Below are 17,321 nucleotides of genomic sequence, written 5' to 3'. Positions count from 1 at the left end.
TGCACTTTTTTAAATTTTTATTTATGATTAGAGGTTTCGTCTGCTTTTTTATGTGTTTATCAATCACTCTTGGAATGGCCCAGGATAAAAAGCAGTATGACATTTTGAGGCAGAAGAAATCTGCTAAAATAGATGGCAACCTGTCGGACAAGGTTTGGGAAGACCTGGATATAGCTACTGATTTTATTCAGTACTCCCCCAATCTCAAACTTCAGGCAACCCCAGACCGCAGGACTGAAGTCAAACTTTACTATAACGATCAGGGTATTTTTCTTTCAGCAAAACTGTATGATGATCCCAATCAAATGATGAGTCAGTTTACGACCCGAGATGATTTCGGAGAAGCAGATTATTTTGCTTTGATTTTAAATCCCAATAACGACGCTCAGAACGATACTCAATTTTTTGTGTTTAGTTCAGGAACACAGGCCGATGCCTTGTCCTCCCCAAGCATCGGGAGAGATTTTGGATGGAATGCGGTATGGGAAAGCGCAGTTCAAAAAACCGATTTTGGATGGCAGCTGGAGATGAAGATACCCTACAGAACTTTGAGGTTTCCTAAAACTGAAATTCAAACCTGGGGTGTTCAGTTTAGAAGACACTTCAGAAGAGAGCGCTCAGATTATGCCTGGAATCCTATAGACAGAACCAAGGGTTACGAGGGACTTTACCACGGGCAGTTGGTGGGTTTAAAGAATTTAGAGCCCCCCTTGAGATTGAATTTATACCCGTTCACCACAGGAATTGTAAATACTGTTGGCGACCAGACTTCAACTGATTTCAAGTTAGGCCTGGATATGAAATATGGCATTACAGACAACCTGACCCTGGATGCTACGCTTATTCCCGACTTTAGTCAGGCCAGGTTTGATAACGTGGTTTTAAACTTAGGTCCCTTTGAGCAAACCTTTGATGAGCAGCGTCAGTTCTTTACGGAAGGGGTGGATCTCTTTACCAAGGGCGATTTATTTTTTTCCAGACGTGTTGGAAGTGCCCCTTCAGGTAAAGTAAATCTAGGTGAAAATGAGATTGCCCAAAACAGACCTGATGAGGTTGGACTGATTAACGCTATTAAAATGTCTGGTCGTCTCAAAAGTGGCCTTGGAGTTGGTGTGTTTAACGCTGTTACAGAATCTACGAATGTTAGGGTTTTAGATACTTTCCAAAATGAAAGCAGGAGCGTAGAAGTTGAGCCTCTGGCCAATTATAATATTCTTGTAGTAGACCAGCAATTCAACAAAAATTCTTCTGTAAGCTTAATCAATACCAATGTCACCCGCTCAGGTGACTTTAGAAATGCAAATGTTACCGGAGCCCTGTTCGACCTTATCAATGAAAGTAATTCCTACCAGATTTCCGGAGAATTTAAAATGAGTCATTTGAACCTGAACCAGGATGAAAAAACAGGCTTTAGTTCAAAATTGAGATTTGCTAAAATCAGTGATCAATATCAATTTTCGCTTTCACACGATTATGCGGATAAAAAATACGACATCAACGATTTAGGGCTTTTATTCAGGAATAATTTCAACAACTTCACTGCAAGAGCTTCCTATCGAATTTTTGAACCTACTGATAATTTTCAGAGTTATAGTATCAGGCTATTTTCACGCTACAGCCAGTTAGCCTCGCCTCAGACCTTCACAGGGCTTACTTTATATTCAGAAGCCGTTGCCACGTCGCTTAAGCTGGACACCTATGGTATCGATTTCCGAATGCAACCCGGAAAACAGTATGATTATTTTGAACCCCGGGTCGATGGTCGCTTTTTTATAACAGAGAATCAAACCCGAATCGGAGGGTTTCTTTCTTCCAATTATAACAGGACATTTGCCATCAACCTCAGAGCAAGAGCTGAAACTTTTTTTGAAGAAGGCAGAGATTCTTATGGATATGAATTTAGAGTCCGACCAAGAATACGCTTCAATAATTCCTTCTTAATGGAATACAATTTCAATTTTGAAAAGCAAATCAATGACCGTGGCTTTGCAACGTTTTATGAAAGTGAGCCTGTGTTCGGAGAGCGGGACAGACAAATTTTAACCAACAGTATTTCTGCCAATTACATCTTTAACCCCTTTCATGGTTTGAATCTTCAACTTCGTCACTACTGGGATACGGTGTTATACGACGAATTTATGTACGATTTAAATCCAAACGGCAGGCTTTCAGAAAATAGAAGTCTTCCTAAAACCGCTCTGCGGTCGAATCCCGACATCAATTTTAGCACCTGGAATGTAGATTTGAATTATTCCTGGCAATTTGCTCCGGGAAGTTTCCTTACCGCTTTATACAGAAATCAGTTGTTTACGAATAATTCCCAGGCTCTGAATAATTTTGAAACCACCTTTACCAATTTGTTTCAACAGGACATCCAGCACACCGTATCGGTAAGGCTTCAATATTTCTTTGATGTGAACACGGTTAAATCTGTTTTTGCTTCTAAAAAAAGCTAGGCCTTGAGGTAGTCGCTGACTTCTTTTACGGTTTGTCTGGCATAGCGGCCTACTCCTATAAGCGTCGCTGAAGCAAAGCCTGTCCAGCCACCATACCCAACAAGCCAGAGGCCATCGGTTTCTTTGGCTTTTGTTTTATCAGTAGGAATTTTACCTGTATTGCCGATGGACACCAGAGGGTTTAAAAATCCGGTTGAATAGCCAAAGCCCGTGCACCAGATGATGGCATCGGCTTCCTGGTGAGTGCCATCTTCCCACACCACTCCTTCTTCGGTGATGGATTGAATTTGCCCTCGGGAGTGAAGCACATCGCGTTCTCTTGCCTCTTTTACGGAAGGAATCATGACAATATTCCCCAGATTGAATTTGGAACTATCGTAGGTTTCTCCTTTTTTTTCAGCGTAATATTTGGCTGTGGCCATATCGAACAGCACTCGGCCATCCACGTCATCTGGTAAAAACTGAGGTTCTTCCCTGGTGGACCAAAAGGTTTGGGCAACTTTGGAGACCTCAGCCAAAATTTGAGCTCCAGAATTACCCTCCCCTACAATAATTACCTTTTTATTTTTAAAGGCTTCTGAAGCATGGAAATCTGCAGAATGCAATTGGTGCCCTTCGAATTTATTGCGGCCTGGAACCTCTGGAATAAATGGACGTTTATAAGTTCCTGTAGCTGAAATAACTGCTCTAGCGCTGAACAACCCCTGCGATGTTTCAACTTTAAAAACACCATCCGCTTTGGTTATAGACTTGACCTTAACCGGACGTTTAACGGGAAAGCCATAGCGGTCTTCGTATTTACACAAATAGTCTATGGTTTCTTCTTTGGTGGGGAATTCATCTTCCGTCTCAGGCATTTTCCACCCAGGAAGTGAACTGTGTTCAGGAGGCGAGAAGAGGCTTAGGGTCTCCCAGGTCTGTTGCCATGAGCCACCACAGGAATCCTGATCATCCAGAATAATATACTCCAATTCTTTTCGCCTGAGGAAAAACGCACAGGCCAAAGCGCTTTGCCCTCCTCCTACCAGGATTACATCGTAAATTTTATCTGTCATGCCTTAAAAATAATTTTAAATCTACTGCTGATTTCAGAGTTTACAAAACCTAAAAGAAAATGATTTAGCGCCAGCTTGAGTTTTTGTTGATTTTGCAGAAAATTAACTGGGGTCTCGACTGCGCTCGACCTGACAAACCTGGACTACATTGAAACAGATAAATCTCAACTTCATCTTTCTGCATTGCTCGGAAAGCAGGAATCAAAAGAAACCTAAGCTTTTGCCCTTTTTCTGGCCGGGTTTTTACTGACCATAAACACGCCCAGAAAGACGAGAATGGAGGCTACTATTTTAAGGAAGTTGAGCTGATCGGCTCCGGAAATGATAGCAAAGGCAATGGCTATAACCGGCTGCAGATAGGTAAATACACCTATGGTGGAAGCCGATAAGTGTTTAAGTGCAAACATGTTGAGGAGATAGGTCGTAAAGGTGGTTCCCAGGACGACAAACCCAATTCGCCAGAGTGCTGAAAAGGGCATATTCACCCAATCTACCGCCTGAAACTCTGACCAGCCTATGGGTAAATTGATCAGGATAGCCGTTAAAAACAACCACCGCATCAGCGTAATGGGATGATAGGTTTTGGTAAGGGGTTTGGCTACAATCAAAAACATACCGTAGGACAGGGCGTTGACCAGTAGCAGGGTATTTCCCAAAGGAATGTTTGGTGCACCCAATTTCTGCTGTACGCCAAACAGAATAAGGGTGAGACCGCCAAAAAGTCCCAGAATTGCACCGGAGCCTTTTAAAATTGTAATTTTTTCCCGTATCAAAACAGCCGAGAGGATAAATACCAAAATGGGGGTGATGGTAACTATAACAGAGCTGTTAATAGGAGTTGACAGACTAAGTCCTTTGAAGAAAAAAAGCATATTGATCACCATTCCAAAGACAGCACTTAAGAGGAGTCTGGGCCAGTGTTCACGCTTTATTCTTTCGTTCTTTATGAACAGGCTTACAACCCAAAACAAAATTCCGGCCCCAAGCACGCGTATTACGATAAACCCGAATGGCTGGACATAATCCGGCATAAGGCCTTTGGCAAGGGTATGATTGATTCCAAAAATTGAAGTCGCTACCAGAGCAGCTAAAAGGGCTAAGACGCGTTTACTCATTGAAAAAAGACTTCAAGGCATCTACAGTATGCTTGTCGTTACCTATGAAAATTTTATCCTCAAGGATGAAGATAGGTCTTTTTAAGAATGTGTAGTGGGATAAAATGTAAGATTTGATTTCTTCTTCAGATAGATTTTCATCTTTCAGGCCCTCTTCTGTATATTTTTTGGCTCTTTTATTGAGCAAAATCTCATAAGATCTGGTGTGTTTGTGTAAGAACTCAAGATCTTCTTCAGAAATGTGTTCCTTCTTGATATCCTGAAGCATCACATCTTCAGGTAAGGATAATTTTCCAAGGATTCGCTTGCAGGTATCGCAGGTTGAAAGGTAAAATACTTTTTTCATAGGAGGAATTCTCTTGGGGTTTAAGGTTTGAGTCACTTCTATATTTAAGAAGGAATTGGAGTTTCAGGTTTGTTCCCTGGATTACATTTATAACGACAAATTTACTACGGAAACATGGCATTGCACAACGATTTTCTATTAATTATAACTAAAGGACTATTTAATAGTTGCGTTGAAAATTCATAAGCACACTCTTTGACTTTTATCTGGTTCAGCAGAAGTCAGGTTTGGAAGAGAAAAAAAGATTCTGAATTTAGCCATGTGTGTTTCAAAACTTGAGGACGTTCAAAAACTTCCGTTCCGAAAGGCTTAAGGTGTGAAGAAGCAAATCATAAAAGCAACGACGGCTTGAGACATGTCCGTCAGTATAAAGCTTTTTATAATCTGCGATTAGTGACTGGTCCTATTCTTTTTTAACGGCAGTAGTTATTGATGTATTGTTCTTCTAGACTAAAGACTTTATTATAGTCTACCAGAAATCTTCCGGTTGAGAACTGACATTCAAAATACATCTCATCTCCTGTCTCTATGGAATGAAAGTCTTCTTCTGGAACGGGTGAGGCTTTGCAGTTCACAGGCTTTGAAAAGTCTTCCAGTCTGTTCTTGGCAATTGAATTCACTTCATTTTTCAATTCAGCTATCAGAGTTGAGGAGTTTGTTTTTTGCTTAAGAATCTCATCCGATAAAAATTCAATGTCTCTCCCAATCACACTGCCTGATCTTTTGATCAAGGTACTGTCCAGCTTGAATTCATTTTTAAAGAAGGTGTGCACATAGGCAATCTTGATAAAGTTTTTATCCTGCTCCAGATCGGATGTATTGTAATCGGCCCGCAATGTTGTGGTTTGACCGCGTACCAGAAAAGAATCTATTGGCATTTCTCGAATATCATACCAGATCTCATGCTTTTGATATTCATAACCTTCAAATGAAGTTCCCGAGTTATCCTGCTCATCCATACACCTCACATACATCACAGCTTCTTTGGCCACATAATGAAACCCGTTTCTTTCTCTAAAAAAAGGTATTTTATATTCATTTTTCAACGTCCATTTGCCCTGGTATTTGTAACAAGGATAATTACAATCTGCCGGTAATTCTTTTAATTTTACGTAAGGCTTGATGTATTTATTTTCAAAACTCCACTTAAGCATCTCATATCTGGAATTGGTCGCCGTGCTGTTTTCTTTCTCTTTAAAACTGAAATTATCTGAATAAAATAAAAGGAAGACCATCATTGATAATAAGAAAATGATTATTGAAATAAGAACATATCTATTTGAGGTCTTTTTTTCAGGAAGATCAAGGCTTTGATCTCTCTCTAAACGCGATTCCTTGAGTAAGCGATTCACATTTCGCAATGCTCTTTTAAATTCACCTTCAGAGGCTGTGTTATTGATTAAGCGAGAAAACTGGGAGTCGCTATAACACAGATCCCTGGCAATTTTAGAATTACTCGTGGCTTCAAAGCTATTTTTAGCGGGATTAAAACTCCCGTATTCTTTTTCTAAAAGTGCAATAAAAGAACTGTGAAAATTTTCAGTTTTGTTTTCTTCATTCATAACTTAAGTCAATATAAAACCTGTTGAATTCATTAAAAATCGATAAAAATTATTAAAACAATAATTATTCGATTAATTATTTATAAGATTGCCATAATTATAGGATAAAAATTAAAGTTATCACATTGCATAATCAAATGTACAATTAATTATAATAATCTTAAAAGTGAACAAAATGAAATGTATTCCCAAGAAACTTTTTTTGTTAGCGGCCCTTCTGGCTAGTTCTTTTGTGTTTTCGCAAGAGGTCATCACTGGTTCTGTACAGGATGAATATGGACTTCCCCTACCTGGTGTAACCGTTATAGAAAAGGGAACAACCAATGGAGTTGTAACTTCCATAGATGGAGATTATAGCATTACAGTAACAACACAAGATCCTTCGCTAAGCTTTAGTTACGTTGGTTTTAAAACTCAAACGATTGAGGTGAATGGCAGAAGCCTTATCAATGTCACTATGAAAGAAGACATTGAATCGCTTAATGAGGTCGTCATCACTTCACTGGGCTTTAAGGAGAGCAAGGACGAACTAGGTTATGCGAGTTCAACGGTGAAAGGGAATGAAGTTGTAGAGGCAGGAGAAAGCACGTTGCTTAACGGGCTTTCCGGGAAATCTTCAGGAGTAAGAATTTCTCGAAATTCCGGAGATCCTGGTGCTGGAGCTTATATTCAGATTCGGGGCTTATCTTCCATTACAAGAAACAGCCAGCCTTTGATTGTGGTAGATGGAGTTCCCATCAGCAATGATGTCAGGGGAAATAGTGACAGGAGCGGCGTAAGTCAGGAATCCAGGTTAAATGATATCAACCCCAACGACATAGAAAGCATGTCGATTTTGAAAGGTGCTTCCGCAGCGGCTTTATGGGGTACCCAGGCACTTGGCGGGGTCATCATAATTACGACCAAAAGTGGAAACTATAACCGGCCCTTAACGGTCACTTATTCTTCGACCTATTCCTATGACCAGATAAGTCAGAGGTATCCTCTTCAAACCAAATACGGACAAGGGGACAATGGATTCTACAACCAAAGAGCAAGAGATTCTTATGGTGATTTGATCGCTAACAGAAGTGGTGGTGAAGATGATTTTGATACGTCAGGTCAGTTTTTTCAGGACCAGGATGGACGATTTTACTACCCGATTATAAACAAAAATTCAAGAGAGACGTTCAACGACTCTAATTTCGATCAGGTATTCGATAATGGTCATTTCTTCGAAAATAATTTAAGCTTAAGTGGTGGAGATAAAAAAAGCACCATCTTTTTCAGCATGAGCAATCTGGACCAGCAGGGAATTATTAAAAACAACTCAGATTACCGAAGAACCACAGCCCGATTTAACGCTCAGCACAAATTTAATGACTACTTAGACCTGCAGCTGAGTTCTACTTACGTCCAGACCAATTCAAACCGGATTCGGAAAGGGGCCAGTTCTTCCGGTTTATATCTTGGTCTGTTAAGAAATCCGGCTGATTTTGACATCTCTGGATACCGTGGAAATTATTATTCTTCACCGGATGCCTCTCCTATTCCAAACCGGCATCGATCCTACAGAGAGCCATTGGGTGCCGATGATTCTCCAACTTATAATAACCCGTTATGGACCATCAATGAGCAGGAAAATGAAGCTAAAGTCGATCGTTTTATCTCTAATTTCGAACTGACAGGCACCCCTACAAATTGGTTAGATTTAATAGCCAGGGTTGGAATTGATCATTACAGTGAAAAAAGAAGTGAATTCTTTACTCCGGGGTCTGCTGCCGGAGAATTCAGACCGGGTGCCCTGGACAGGTCCCTGGCCACGAATACTATCCTGAACATGGATTATATCGCTAAATCCAGATTTGATGTCAACGACGATCTTGACGGTTCATTTTTAGTAGGATTTAATTACAACTCAAAATCCAGAGTAGTTGAAGGCGTTGAAGCCAGAAATTTTATTCAGTTCCTGGATGTGGACAGCGGGATTCGCGACGTTAGCAATACGCTGCCTGAAAACAGATCGGTAACCAGCTTTGAGGGACATGAGAGAACAGCCGGTGTCTATTCAGCCTTAAATCTCTCTGCCTACGAGATGCTTTTTGTGGATGCCACCCTCAGAGTGGAGTCTGCTTCCACCTTTGGAGATGCCTCAGATAATACATTTGCTTTCCCATCACTTTCGACAGCCTGGCAATTCACAGAATTACTCAATGTGGATGACAGCTTCCTGTCTTTTGGAAAACTAAGGGCTTCCTATGGTGAAGTAGGGATACAACCCAGAAGATACAACACCTCCAATGTCTTCGTTTCGCCTTCCCTGGGGGATACCTTTGGGGGTGACCTGGATATAAGTTTATACGGAAACGGTGGATTTATTCCTGCTGCCAGTCGTGGTAACTCGTCGCTGAAGCCTGAAAGAAAAAAGGAAATGGAATTGGGAGTAGACCTGCGTTTTTTTGAGAACCGTTTTAAAATAAGCGCGACTTATTTTGATAATGTGACCGAAGATGTGCTTCTGGATTTCCCGGTACCCAACTCTACAGGCTATAGTTCCATTTATGCCAATGGCGCAGAAATTGAGAACAAGGGTGTTGAACTCGATCTTAGCTATCAGCTCCTACTGACTGAAAATTACTCGTGGAGTATTTCCTCCAACTTTACCTCGCTAAGAAACGAGGTGACTAATTTAGCAGGTATAGAGTCCTTCGATCTTGGCGGATTATCCGCTGTAAGTTCACGGGCGGTAGAAGGCTTTCCTCTGGGCGTCCTATGGGGGTCCAGAATCTTACGGGACGAGGAAGGAGCTATGGTTTTAGATGAATACGGCTTCCCGGTTCAGGATCAGGTTGAAGGTGTAATTGGAGATCCCAATCCAGACTGGCAGGGGGCGCTTAACAGTACCTTCAGATACAAAAATTTCGGTGTTTCCATCCTGGTGGAAACCTTTCAGGGGGGCGATATTTATGCAGGTACAAAATCTGTACTCCGCGATCTGGGAAGATGGTATGACACGGCCAACCAGGTGGACGCCACCCGAAATTACCTTACCTCCGACGGCTCCATTATCAATATAGGAGAGACCTTCAGAGGAAACGTAGGTGATTTTGGTGCCGGTCCGGTAGCGCTTACCGAAAGCTGGTATAACGGACGCGGAGGTTTCTTCGGCGGAGGTATTGATGAATTGTACATAGAAGATGCTTCCTGGACGCGTATACGTGAACTGAGGCTAAGTTATATATGGAACAGCGAATGGTTTAAATCCAAGACCAAGCTACAGTCGGCAGAATTTGCTGTAACTGGCAGAAACCTGATTATATGGACAGATTTTGAAGGTAACGATCCAGACACCAACCTTTCTGGTGTAAGTGCCGCGAGAGGTATCGATTACTTCAATAATCCCGCAACAAAATCTTACATCTTTAGTCTGACTTTAAAACTTTAAATACAACACTTATGAAACGATATATATGCTTATTTGCAATTGCGCTGATTTTAAATTCATGCAGCGATGTGGTTGAAGGAATCAACGAAGACCCGAACAGCATTACCCAAAGCGCCTACGGGAATATCCTTACCGGGGCAGAAGTTGGTAATATTCTTTTACAAACAGGAGAATCTGCAAGAAGATCCGGTATTTTTGCAGGTCAATATACAGGAATAGACAGGCAGCATCTTGGATTTTCTCAGTATAACGTAACCACAAGTGATTTTAATGGTCTGTGGTATGACGGGTTCGTCAATGCTTATAGAAATGCACTTGTCACCGAACAAAGCATCGTTGAAAACAATGTTGGACCCGTTAGCCAGGGGATTACCCAGGTTTTACAGGCTCAAGTTATCGGAACCATGGCCTCTTTGTACGGAGACGTTCCCTTCGAAGAAGCCGGATCCATAGAAATTCAGGACCCGATTATTGAGGAACAGGAAGCGGTTTATGGGAAGATTCAGGATTTACTTTCTGAAGCTATAACCAACCTTGAATCTAACACAGGAAGACCAACCGGGGGCTCGGAAATTTATTTTGACGGCAATCCTTCCAAATGGATAGAATCGGCCTACACTTTAAAAGCAAGATACCACATGCATACCAAAGCCTACGATCAGGCTTATCAGGCTGCCGGTAACGGGATCAGTTCATTGGACAACAGCATGTATGGTCCTCATGGCACAGCTGCAGATAATTCCAATTTGAATTATCAATTTTTTGAAATCCAGGTTAGACAGGCCGATCTTATCGTTTCGGACTTTATGGTGAGTTTATTGCAGCCAGGAACCGACAATCCAGATCCGGCAAATTATCGCGGGAATAGCAAGACTGACGAGACCGCGCGTTTCAATTTTTATTTTAATTCTACAAGTAATGGCTTTCAGCCCAATACCATAAATGGTTTTGCTGCTCAGGAAGCACCAGCGCCATTAGTTACCCTGGAGGAAAATCTTCTCATCCTTGCAGAAGCAGGTTTAAGATCGGTAAATTTTAACACAGGAATGGCCCATCTCAATGATTTCAGAGCTTTTATGAGCACTGGAGGCTACCTGCGCAATATAGATATCTCACAGCTTAGATATGAGCCTTACACAGAAGCCGATTTTGAAGCAGGAGGTATAGAAAATCCAGATGGAATAGCTAAAGAAGATGCGCTTTTAAGAGAAATTCTTGAGGAAAGGTACATCAGCCTTTTTGGTCAAATAGAGCCTTTCAACGATGTGAGAAGAACACTTGAAGACACCGGAGTAAGAGTACCTGTAGATCCAAATGTAGGAGACAGATTACCCCAGCGTTTTTTATATCCTCAGACAGAAATAGACAGGAATGATAATTTGACTACCCCTATTCCAGATTTCTTTGACCCTACAGACATAAACCTTTAAAACCTGAATCAATTTGAATTCAATGCGAAAAATAAAAATTTGTTTATTAGCCTTTTTACTTCCAATTCTAGGATATGCACAGCAAGACGGGGGCACTGAAGTCCTGTTTGTTGGCAATAGCTTTACTTACTTTTGGAATATGCCGCAAATGGTGGAAGCCATGGCCAGGCATCAAAACGTTCCTCTGCATACGGATCAATCTACCGTTGGCGGAAGCAATCTGGAACAGCATTGGAACTCAGAAAAAGGAACAACAACAAGAAATCGTCTGGACACAAAAAAATGGGACTACGTGATTTTACAGGATCATAGCCTGAGTACCATCGAAGCCAAAAAGCGCTGGGAAGCGTACAATCAAAAATTTGTAAGTCTGGTCAGGACGCAAGGCGCTCAGCCTGTGCTTTTCAGCTCCTGGGCTTATAAGTCTAACCCCCTGATGCAGGCTAAAATCACAGAAAGTTATCGGGGTTTGGCCAAAGACCTGGATGTAAAACTAGTCCCGATGGGCTCTGTTTTAGCTTTAGCACGGGAGAAGCGACCGGATTTAGATTTGTTTTTTGATGACAAACACCTGTCACCCAACGGCTCCTATCTGGAAGCACTTGTGTTTTATAAATTCCTGACAGGAAAATCGGTAAAGGCTATACCCAACAGGCTTACCACTCTGAATGAAGACGGTCAAAAACTGTATTTGATTTTTATAGTACCCGAAACCGGTGATTTTTTAAGACAACTTGTAGAAGAATTTCCTATGGAAACATTAAAAGCCAGCAGATAAATGAATTCAAAAAGAAAATATTTTTCACTAATTCTCGGACCTGCTGTTTTTCTTTTGATGCAAAGTCTAAATCCCCCTGCCGGGATGTCTGAAAGTGCTTATGCGATTCTGAGTGCTACCTTATGGATAGCCCTCTGGTGGGTAACCGAAGCAGTGCCTATTGCAGTAACTGCCCTTTTACCTATTGTACTTTTTCCCCTCACAGGAGCCCTGGACATTGTGACAACCACAGCCTCCTACGGACATAAATATATATTCCTCTACATCGGTGGTTTTATACTGGCTATAGCTATTGAAAAATGGGGTTTACATAAGCGGATAGCTTTACACATCATCAAACTCATCGGAACCAATATCACCATGATTATCCTTGGATTCATGGTAGCCACTGCGTTTCTCTCTATGTGGATTTCCAATACGGCTACGTCTGTGATGATGCTACCTATAGGCATGTCCATTGTCGCTCAATTAAAAGATAATCCGGCTACACCTAAAGAAGAAGGCCTAGTTTTTGGAAAAGCCTTAATGCTGGCCGTTGCTTACAGCGCTTCTATTGGCGGAATTGCTACTCTTATAGGAACTCCGCCCAACTTGGTATTCGCAAGCTATATGTCTGAAATCTATAACATCGAAATCAGTTTTTGGCAATGGTTCCAGTTTGGAATTCCCATTTCATTGCTTCTGTTGACGATTTCTTGGCTTTATCTGACCCGAGTCGCCTTCAAATTTAAAGAAAAGAAATTTCCAGGGGGCAAAATGGAAATTGATGCACTCTTGAAAAACCTGGGACCCATTAAAAAAGAGGAGAAAATTGTTCTTTCCGTATTTGTGCTGACTGCTTTCTGCTGGATTACCCGTTCCTTTTTACTGGAAGCCTTTCTTCCGGGTATCGACGATACCATGATTGCAATATCTGCAGGAATATTACTGTTTACTATTCCTGCTGAAAAAAAAGGAGAGCAGATCATCGAGTGGGATGAAGCTGTCAAAATGCCCTGGGGCATCATATTGCTCTTCGGTGGCGGGATGGCCCTGGCCTCAGGATTTGAAGTTACCGGACTGGCCGTCTGGTTTGGAACACAGATGACCTTATTACAGGCTTTACCATTGCTACTGCTGATATTCGTGATAATATTTAGCGTCAATTTTATAACTGAGCTTACATCCAACCTGGCGACTACGGCTATGCTTTTACCCATATTGGCACCAATAGCTTTAAATCTCAATTTGAATCCGTATATGCTTCTGGTGGCCACTACAGTTGCTGCTTCCTGTGCCTTTATGCTCCCCGTAGCCACTCCTCCAAATGCTGTTGTTTTTGGATCGGGCTACCTGAGGATTCCAGATATGGTTAAAACAGGGATTTGGATGAATGTGATCTCTATATTCATACTCACCGCTATGGTATATTTCTTATTGCCTTTTATCTGGGATTTTGATCCCTATGTAATCACACAGAAATTTAAAATCGAACAACCTTAATAGCAAGTCAACAATTCTATAAAACTTAAATCATGGAAAAAGTAAAAAAATTATTATCCGCAAGCCTAATCTTATCCTTTGCCTTGCTGCTTCTTAACAGCTGTCAGGACGATGATGAAGTGAATGCATTAGATGACGGAGTCCTCCGGGTACTCGCCAGTAACATCAATAACACCAAATTTGAAAATGGTGTAGAAAATGTAAAGACAGATCTATCTATTGAACTGGTTTTTTCTCACTCTCTGGATACAGAAAAATTAGCCTCAGCCCTTTCTATTTCTTCTGAGGATGGAAATCCTGTTGATTATGCTCTTGAATTTACCAAAGTGAATTCCACAGTGACCATCTCGGGAAATCAGGGTCTGGAGTATTTAACTACCTATAGTGTAGAACTGCCCTCCGGAACCTATGGCGTAAATGGAGAAGCTATTAAAGACCCGGTTTCTTTGAGTTTCAAGACAGAAGCCTTTACCCTTCCGGTGGTTGCACTGAGCACCGATGTGATTGAATTAAAAGAGGATTCTGAGACTGCCGTTATCACAGCTTCGCTAGATAAAACCACAGCAACTGACGTAACTATTAATTTAGCTTTCGGTGGATCTTCTACGCTCGATGCAGATTATACCGTAAGCTCTCAAAGTATTGTTATCCCTGCAGGAAACCTCACAGGAACTACAGAAATAACCACCAACCTTGACGCCGAAAACGATGACAATGAAACTATTGTTGTGAGCATAGATTCTGTTGAAAATGCCAACGAAGGTACCACGCAAGAAGTCACGATTAGCATTTTGCAGGAACTGGCGCCTTTAGCTTTAAAAGGCGTCATGGCACTTACCTGGGATGGGTCCGGAACCAATGATGGAAAAGCAGTGCATGTGGTTGCCAACGAAGATATAGCAGATTTAAGCCTATACAGTTTAGGGGTTGCCAATAATGGAGAAGGAACCGATGGCATCGAATATACCTTTCCTGCCATTTCAGTATCTGCTGGAGATGATATTCTCGTAGCAAGAAGTCCGGACTTAATTTCAACCTATTTTGGCAATTGCAATACTGAGTTTGAGCATATTCTTCAGGCCAACAATTCTATCAGTCAAAATGGTGATGATGCCATTGAGCTTTTTAGTGGTATTACGAAAATTGAAACCTATGGAGATGCCGATGTTGATGGAACAGGCGAAGTTTGGGAATACAAGGGGTCATGGGCTTATAAAATTGGCAGAGAATGGACCTATGGTGGTGTAGATTGCAGCGTTGGCAGTTCTACCACTCAAGACTCTAGTTGCACCTATCCTATTTGCAAAGAAGCTTTAGAACTAAAAGGGGTCATGGCACTTCTTTGGGACGGTAGTGGAACCAATGGCGGAAAAGCCATTCATGTAAAAGCCATTAAAGATATACCAGACCTGAGTATTTACGGCGTTGGTATTGCAAATAACGGAGGCGGAACAGACGGTTTGGAATTTTCTTTTCCCGCCATTTCAGTAGAAGAAGGAGATGATATCTTATTAGCCAGAGAACCTGCAACGCTTACTGCCTATTTTGATAGCTGTATAAACGAATTTGAGCATGTGATAGAGTCGAATAACTCTGTTAGCCAAAATGGCGATGACGCCATAGAATTATTTAAAAATGAAGTGGTCATTGAAACCTATGGCGATCCTAATGTTGATGGAACTGGCGAGGGCTGGGAATATTCCGGGACATGGGCCTACAAATCTGGCGAAACCTGGACTGCAGGCATACTGGACTGTGCCGTAGGATCCACAACTACTCTAAATTCGAGCTGTCCTTACCCACTGTGTAATTAAAAATTTAAGTATGAGATATCCTTTGTTTTTTGCGATCATTTTAGCGAGCTTATTATCCGGTTGCGGAGAAGAAGACGACCCTAACATCGATAACACTCCAGATACTGGAGAAGAGGTAACCGATACGGGGGCCTTTGTATTCGATGTGAGCAGAAGTGATGCTAGTCTGAATATGATTGTTTATTATCACATACCTGACGGCGATCTGGAAAACATGCCGATCTTGTTTGTATTCCACGGAGGTGGCAGAAATGCAATGGGAATTCGAAACGCCTGGATAGCAGAGTCCAATGCCAAGGGTTTTATGGTGATAGCGCCAGAATTTTCTGATCAAAATTTCCCGGGAGGGGATGCATACAACTTAGGGAATGTTTTTCAGGATGGAGACAATCCGAGTTCAGAAAGCCTTAATCCTGAATCTGACTGGACCTTTTCCATTATTGAACCTCTGTTTGATAAAGTGAAAACCTTGAGAGGAAATACGTCTTCAACCTACGATGTCTTTGGATTTTCTGCAGGAGCACAATTTGCCCACAGATTTATGCTATTCAAACCGGAGGCAAGATTTGACAGAGTTGTAGCTTCAGCTGCCGGCTGGTACACCGTACCCGATCCATCAATATCTTTTCCTTATGGCATTGATAAAAGCCCGATTGAAGCAATCTCCCCCTCCTCTTATTTCTCAACAGACTTCACGCTCCAAATAGGAACATTAGACAACGATCCTAATGCGCCTGCTCTGAGGCGAAATTCTGTTGTGGATCTGCAGGGGGACAATCGCTACGACCGTGCCTACCATATGTTTAACAGGTCCAAAATACTGACAGAAGAATTATCGGTTAATTTTAACTGGTCACTTATAGAAACACAGGGAAATGGTCATGATCTTGAGGGAAGCATCCCCCAGGCGTCTGATCTTTTGTATTAAATTTAGTTGAAAATGATCTAAAAGCGATTTGAGGTAGCCAAATCTGTAAATGCGGTAAAGAAGAACTTTAAAAGTTGTTCTTTACCGTATTTTTTAGTTTGAGTCTTTTCAGTCGAAAGGTTTTATTCTTCCACTTCAGCCCCGGACTTTTTCTTCTTAAAAGATCTGTATACGAAATATAAGACCCCAAAAACCAAGATGTAGGGAAAGGCCATAAGATAAACGATCCCGTCATTGATAGCCTCTGCCTGCCCCGTATCCTGTTCAGATTCCAAAACGGCCCTGCACATAGAACATTGCGAAGTAGAATCCCAAACTATAAGGAGCATCAGTAGTAGTGTGAATATTATTTTTTTCATCTTCATCGGCTTTCAAAGTTAATAATAAGGCAGCATAAACAGATATACCAATACACCTGTAATGGCGACATACATCCAGATAGGAAACGTCCATCTGGCAATCTTTTTGTGTTTGCTATATTCTCCCGTTAATCCTCTATACATGGTAAATAAAACAAGAGGAATGATAATAGCAGAAAGAGCGATATGCGTAATCAGGATAAAAAAGTAAACGTATCTCAGCATCCCCTCTCCGCCATAGGGCACCGGTTCGTTGCTTATCTTGGAGATAACATAACTGACCAGAAAGAGGGCCGACAGCCCAAATGCAGTAATCATGAGGTTCCTGTGAGCGATCTTTTTCCCGTTCCTGATAAAGGCATATCCTAAAAACAAGAGTATGGCTGTCATACCATTGATCAACGCATGGAAGAAGGGAAAGGAGCCCACTTCCAAACCTAACAAATCGTATCGTGTCGGGAGATTCATTAGAACAACGACAACCACAGGAACAACGATAGATAAGCCAATGATTATCGGCACTATTGTTCGGTCTGATTTTGATAAGGTAGCTTTCATGTGCTGGCTTTTAT

Annotated in this window: 13 protein-coding genes; 7 read left to right on the top strand and 6 right to left on the bottom strand. The window is 41.5% G+C overall.

Features of this window, described 5'->3' with window-relative positions:
* Positions 1-74 precede the first annotated feature (74 nt).
* Positions 75-2,456 carry a DUF5916 domain-containing protein gene (locus G3567_RS10575; RefSeq protein ID WP_235923565.1) on the top strand — a complete coding sequence of 794 codons (2,382 nt, stop codon included), beginning with the start codon at positions 75-77 and terminating at the stop codon, positions 2,454-2,456.
* On the opposite strand, the gene G3567_RS10570 is transcribed toward G3567_RS10575, so the two are convergent.
* The 4 genes from G3567_RS10570 to G3567_RS10555 all read right to left on the bottom strand — a co-directional run bounded on the left by G3567_RS10570 (position 2,453) and on the right by G3567_RS10555 (position 6,534).
* Entirely contained in the window at positions 2,453-3,511 is a 1,059-nt protein-coding gene (locus G3567_RS10570; protein ID WP_164005297.1) for an ArsO family NAD(P)H-dependent flavin-containing monooxygenase, read from the bottom strand. The genes G3567_RS10575 and G3567_RS10570 overlap by 4 nt on opposite strands.
* 212 nt (positions 3,512-3,723) lie before the next feature.
* Positions 3,724-4,626 (bottom strand): DMT family transporter, encoded by a 903-nt coding sequence (locus tag G3567_RS10565; RefSeq protein ID WP_164005296.1) that lies wholly within the window; start codon positions 4,624-4,626, stop codon positions 3,724-3,726.
* Positions 4,619-4,972: an arsenate reductase family protein gene (locus tag G3567_RS10560; RefSeq protein WP_164005295.1), complete on the bottom strand. Its 354-nt coding sequence runs from the start codon at positions 4,970-4,972 to the stop codon at positions 4,619-4,621. The genes G3567_RS10565 and G3567_RS10560 overlap by 8 nt, the downstream gene beginning before the upstream one ends.
* Positions 4,973-5,385: 413 nt before the next feature.
* Entirely contained in the window at positions 5,386-6,534 is a 1,149-nt protein-coding gene (locus G3567_RS10555; protein WP_164005294.1) for a hypothetical protein, read from the bottom strand.
* Positions 6,535-6,709: 175 nt separating this feature from the next.
* Here G3567_RS10555 and G3567_RS10550 point away from each other — a divergent pair, with 175 nt between their 5' ends.
* From G3567_RS10550 to G3567_RS10525, 6 genes are read left to right on the top strand one after another with little or no spacing between them, the layout of a single operon-like run.
* Positions 6,710-9,958 (top strand): SusC/RagA family TonB-linked outer membrane protein, encoded by a 3,249-nt coding sequence (locus G3567_RS10550; RefSeq protein ID WP_164005293.1) that lies wholly within the window; start codon positions 6,710-6,712, stop codon positions 9,956-9,958.
* Between the two features lie 11 nt (positions 9,959-9,969).
* A complete protein-coding gene (locus G3567_RS10545) occupies positions 9,970-11,388 on the top strand; it encodes a SusD/RagB family nutrient-binding outer membrane lipoprotein (protein WP_164005292.1) in 1,419 nt (472 codons plus the stop codon).
* Positions 11,389-11,410: 22 nt separating this feature from the next.
* Positions 11,411-12,166, top strand: a complete 756-nt coding sequence (locus G3567_RS10540; RefSeq protein ID WP_164005291.1) for a DUF4886 domain-containing protein — start codon at positions 11,411-11,413, stop codon at positions 12,164-12,166.
* Positions 12,167-13,648, top strand: coding sequence for an SLC13 family permease (locus G3567_RS10535; RefSeq protein ID WP_164005290.1), 1,482 nt, complete (start codon positions 12,167-12,169; stop codon positions 13,646-13,648). It begins immediately after the preceding gene.
* Between the two features lie 32 nt (positions 13,649-13,680).
* Positions 13,681-15,462 carry an Ig-like domain-containing protein gene (locus G3567_RS10530; protein WP_164005289.1) on the top strand — a complete coding sequence of 594 codons (1,782 nt, stop codon included), beginning with the start codon at positions 13,681-13,683 and terminating at the stop codon, positions 15,460-15,462.
* 10 nt (positions 15,463-15,472) lie between these two features.
* Positions 15,473-16,390 (top strand): hypothetical protein, encoded by a 918-nt coding sequence (locus G3567_RS10525; RefSeq protein ID WP_164005288.1) that lies wholly within the window; start codon positions 15,473-15,475, stop codon positions 16,388-16,390.
* 122 nt (positions 16,391-16,512) lie between these two features.
* Here the strand turns inward: G3567_RS10525 and G3567_RS10520 are convergent, their stop codons facing one another.
* Together G3567_RS10520 and G3567_RS10515 are read right to left on the bottom strand one after the other, a co-directional pair.
* Entirely contained in the window at positions 16,513-16,755 is a 243-nt protein-coding gene (locus G3567_RS10520) for a hypothetical protein (protein ID WP_164005287.1), read from the bottom strand.
* A 12-nt stretch (positions 16,756-16,767) separates the two neighbouring features.
* The gene (locus tag G3567_RS10515; RefSeq protein ID WP_164005286.1) at positions 16,768-17,307 is read right to left on the bottom strand and encodes a DUF420 domain-containing protein; all 540 of its coding nucleotides are present in this window, start codon (positions 17,305-17,307) and stop codon (positions 16,768-16,770) included.
* Positions 17,308-17,321: the final 14 nt, after the last annotated feature.

Source organism: Psychroflexus aurantiacus (assembly GCF_010820555.1).
Lineage (GTDB): Bacteria > Bacteroidota > Bacteroidia > Flavobacteriales > Flavobacteriaceae > Psychroflexus > Psychroflexus aurantiacus.
The sequence above is the reverse complement of the archived record's forward strand: the minus strand, read 5'-3'. Positions and strand labels throughout refer to the sequence as shown.

Excerpts from the sequence above, each read along its gene's own strand:
- G3567_RS10575 (WP_235923565.1), top strand. The coding sequence starts at position 75 with ATGGCCCAGGATAAAAAGCAGTATGACATTTTGAGGCAGAAGAAATCT.
- G3567_RS10570 (WP_164005297.1), bottom strand. The coding sequence starts at position 3,511 with ATGACAGATAAAATTTACGATGTAATCCTGGTAGGAGGAGGGCAAAGC.
- G3567_RS10565 (WP_164005296.1), bottom strand. The coding sequence starts at position 4,626 with ATGAGTAAACGCGTCTTAGCCCTTTTAGCTGCTCTGGTAGCGACTTCA.
- G3567_RS10560 (WP_164005295.1), bottom strand. The coding sequence starts at position 4,972 with ATGAAAAAAGTATTTTACCTTTCAACCTGCGATACCTGCAAGCGAATC.
- G3567_RS10555 (WP_164005294.1), bottom strand. The coding sequence starts at position 6,534 with ATGAATGAAGAAAACAAAACTGAAAATTTTCACAGTTCTTTTATTGCA.
- G3567_RS10550 (WP_164005293.1), top strand. The coding sequence starts at position 6,710 with ATGAAATGTATTCCCAAGAAACTTTTTTTGTTAGCGGCCCTTCTGGCT.
- G3567_RS10545 (WP_164005292.1), top strand. The coding sequence starts at position 9,970 with ATGAAACGATATATATGCTTATTTGCAATTGCGCTGATTTTAAATTCA.
- G3567_RS10540 (WP_164005291.1), top strand. The coding sequence starts at position 11,411 with ATGCGAAAAATAAAAATTTGTTTATTAGCCTTTTTACTTCCAATTCTA.
- G3567_RS10535 (WP_164005290.1), top strand. The coding sequence starts at position 12,167 with ATGAATTCAAAAAGAAAATATTTTTCACTAATTCTCGGACCTGCTGTT.
- G3567_RS10530 (WP_164005289.1), top strand. The coding sequence starts at position 13,681 with ATGGAAAAAGTAAAAAAATTATTATCCGCAAGCCTAATCTTATCCTTT.
- G3567_RS10525 (WP_164005288.1), top strand. The coding sequence starts at position 15,473 with ATGAGATATCCTTTGTTTTTTGCGATCATTTTAGCGAGCTTATTATCC.
- G3567_RS10520 (WP_164005287.1), bottom strand. The coding sequence starts at position 16,755 with ATGAAGATGAAAAAAATAATATTCACACTACTACTGATGCTCCTTATA.
- G3567_RS10515 (WP_164005286.1), bottom strand. The coding sequence starts at position 17,307 with ATGAAAGCTACCTTATCAAAATCAGACCGAACAATAGTGCCGATAATC.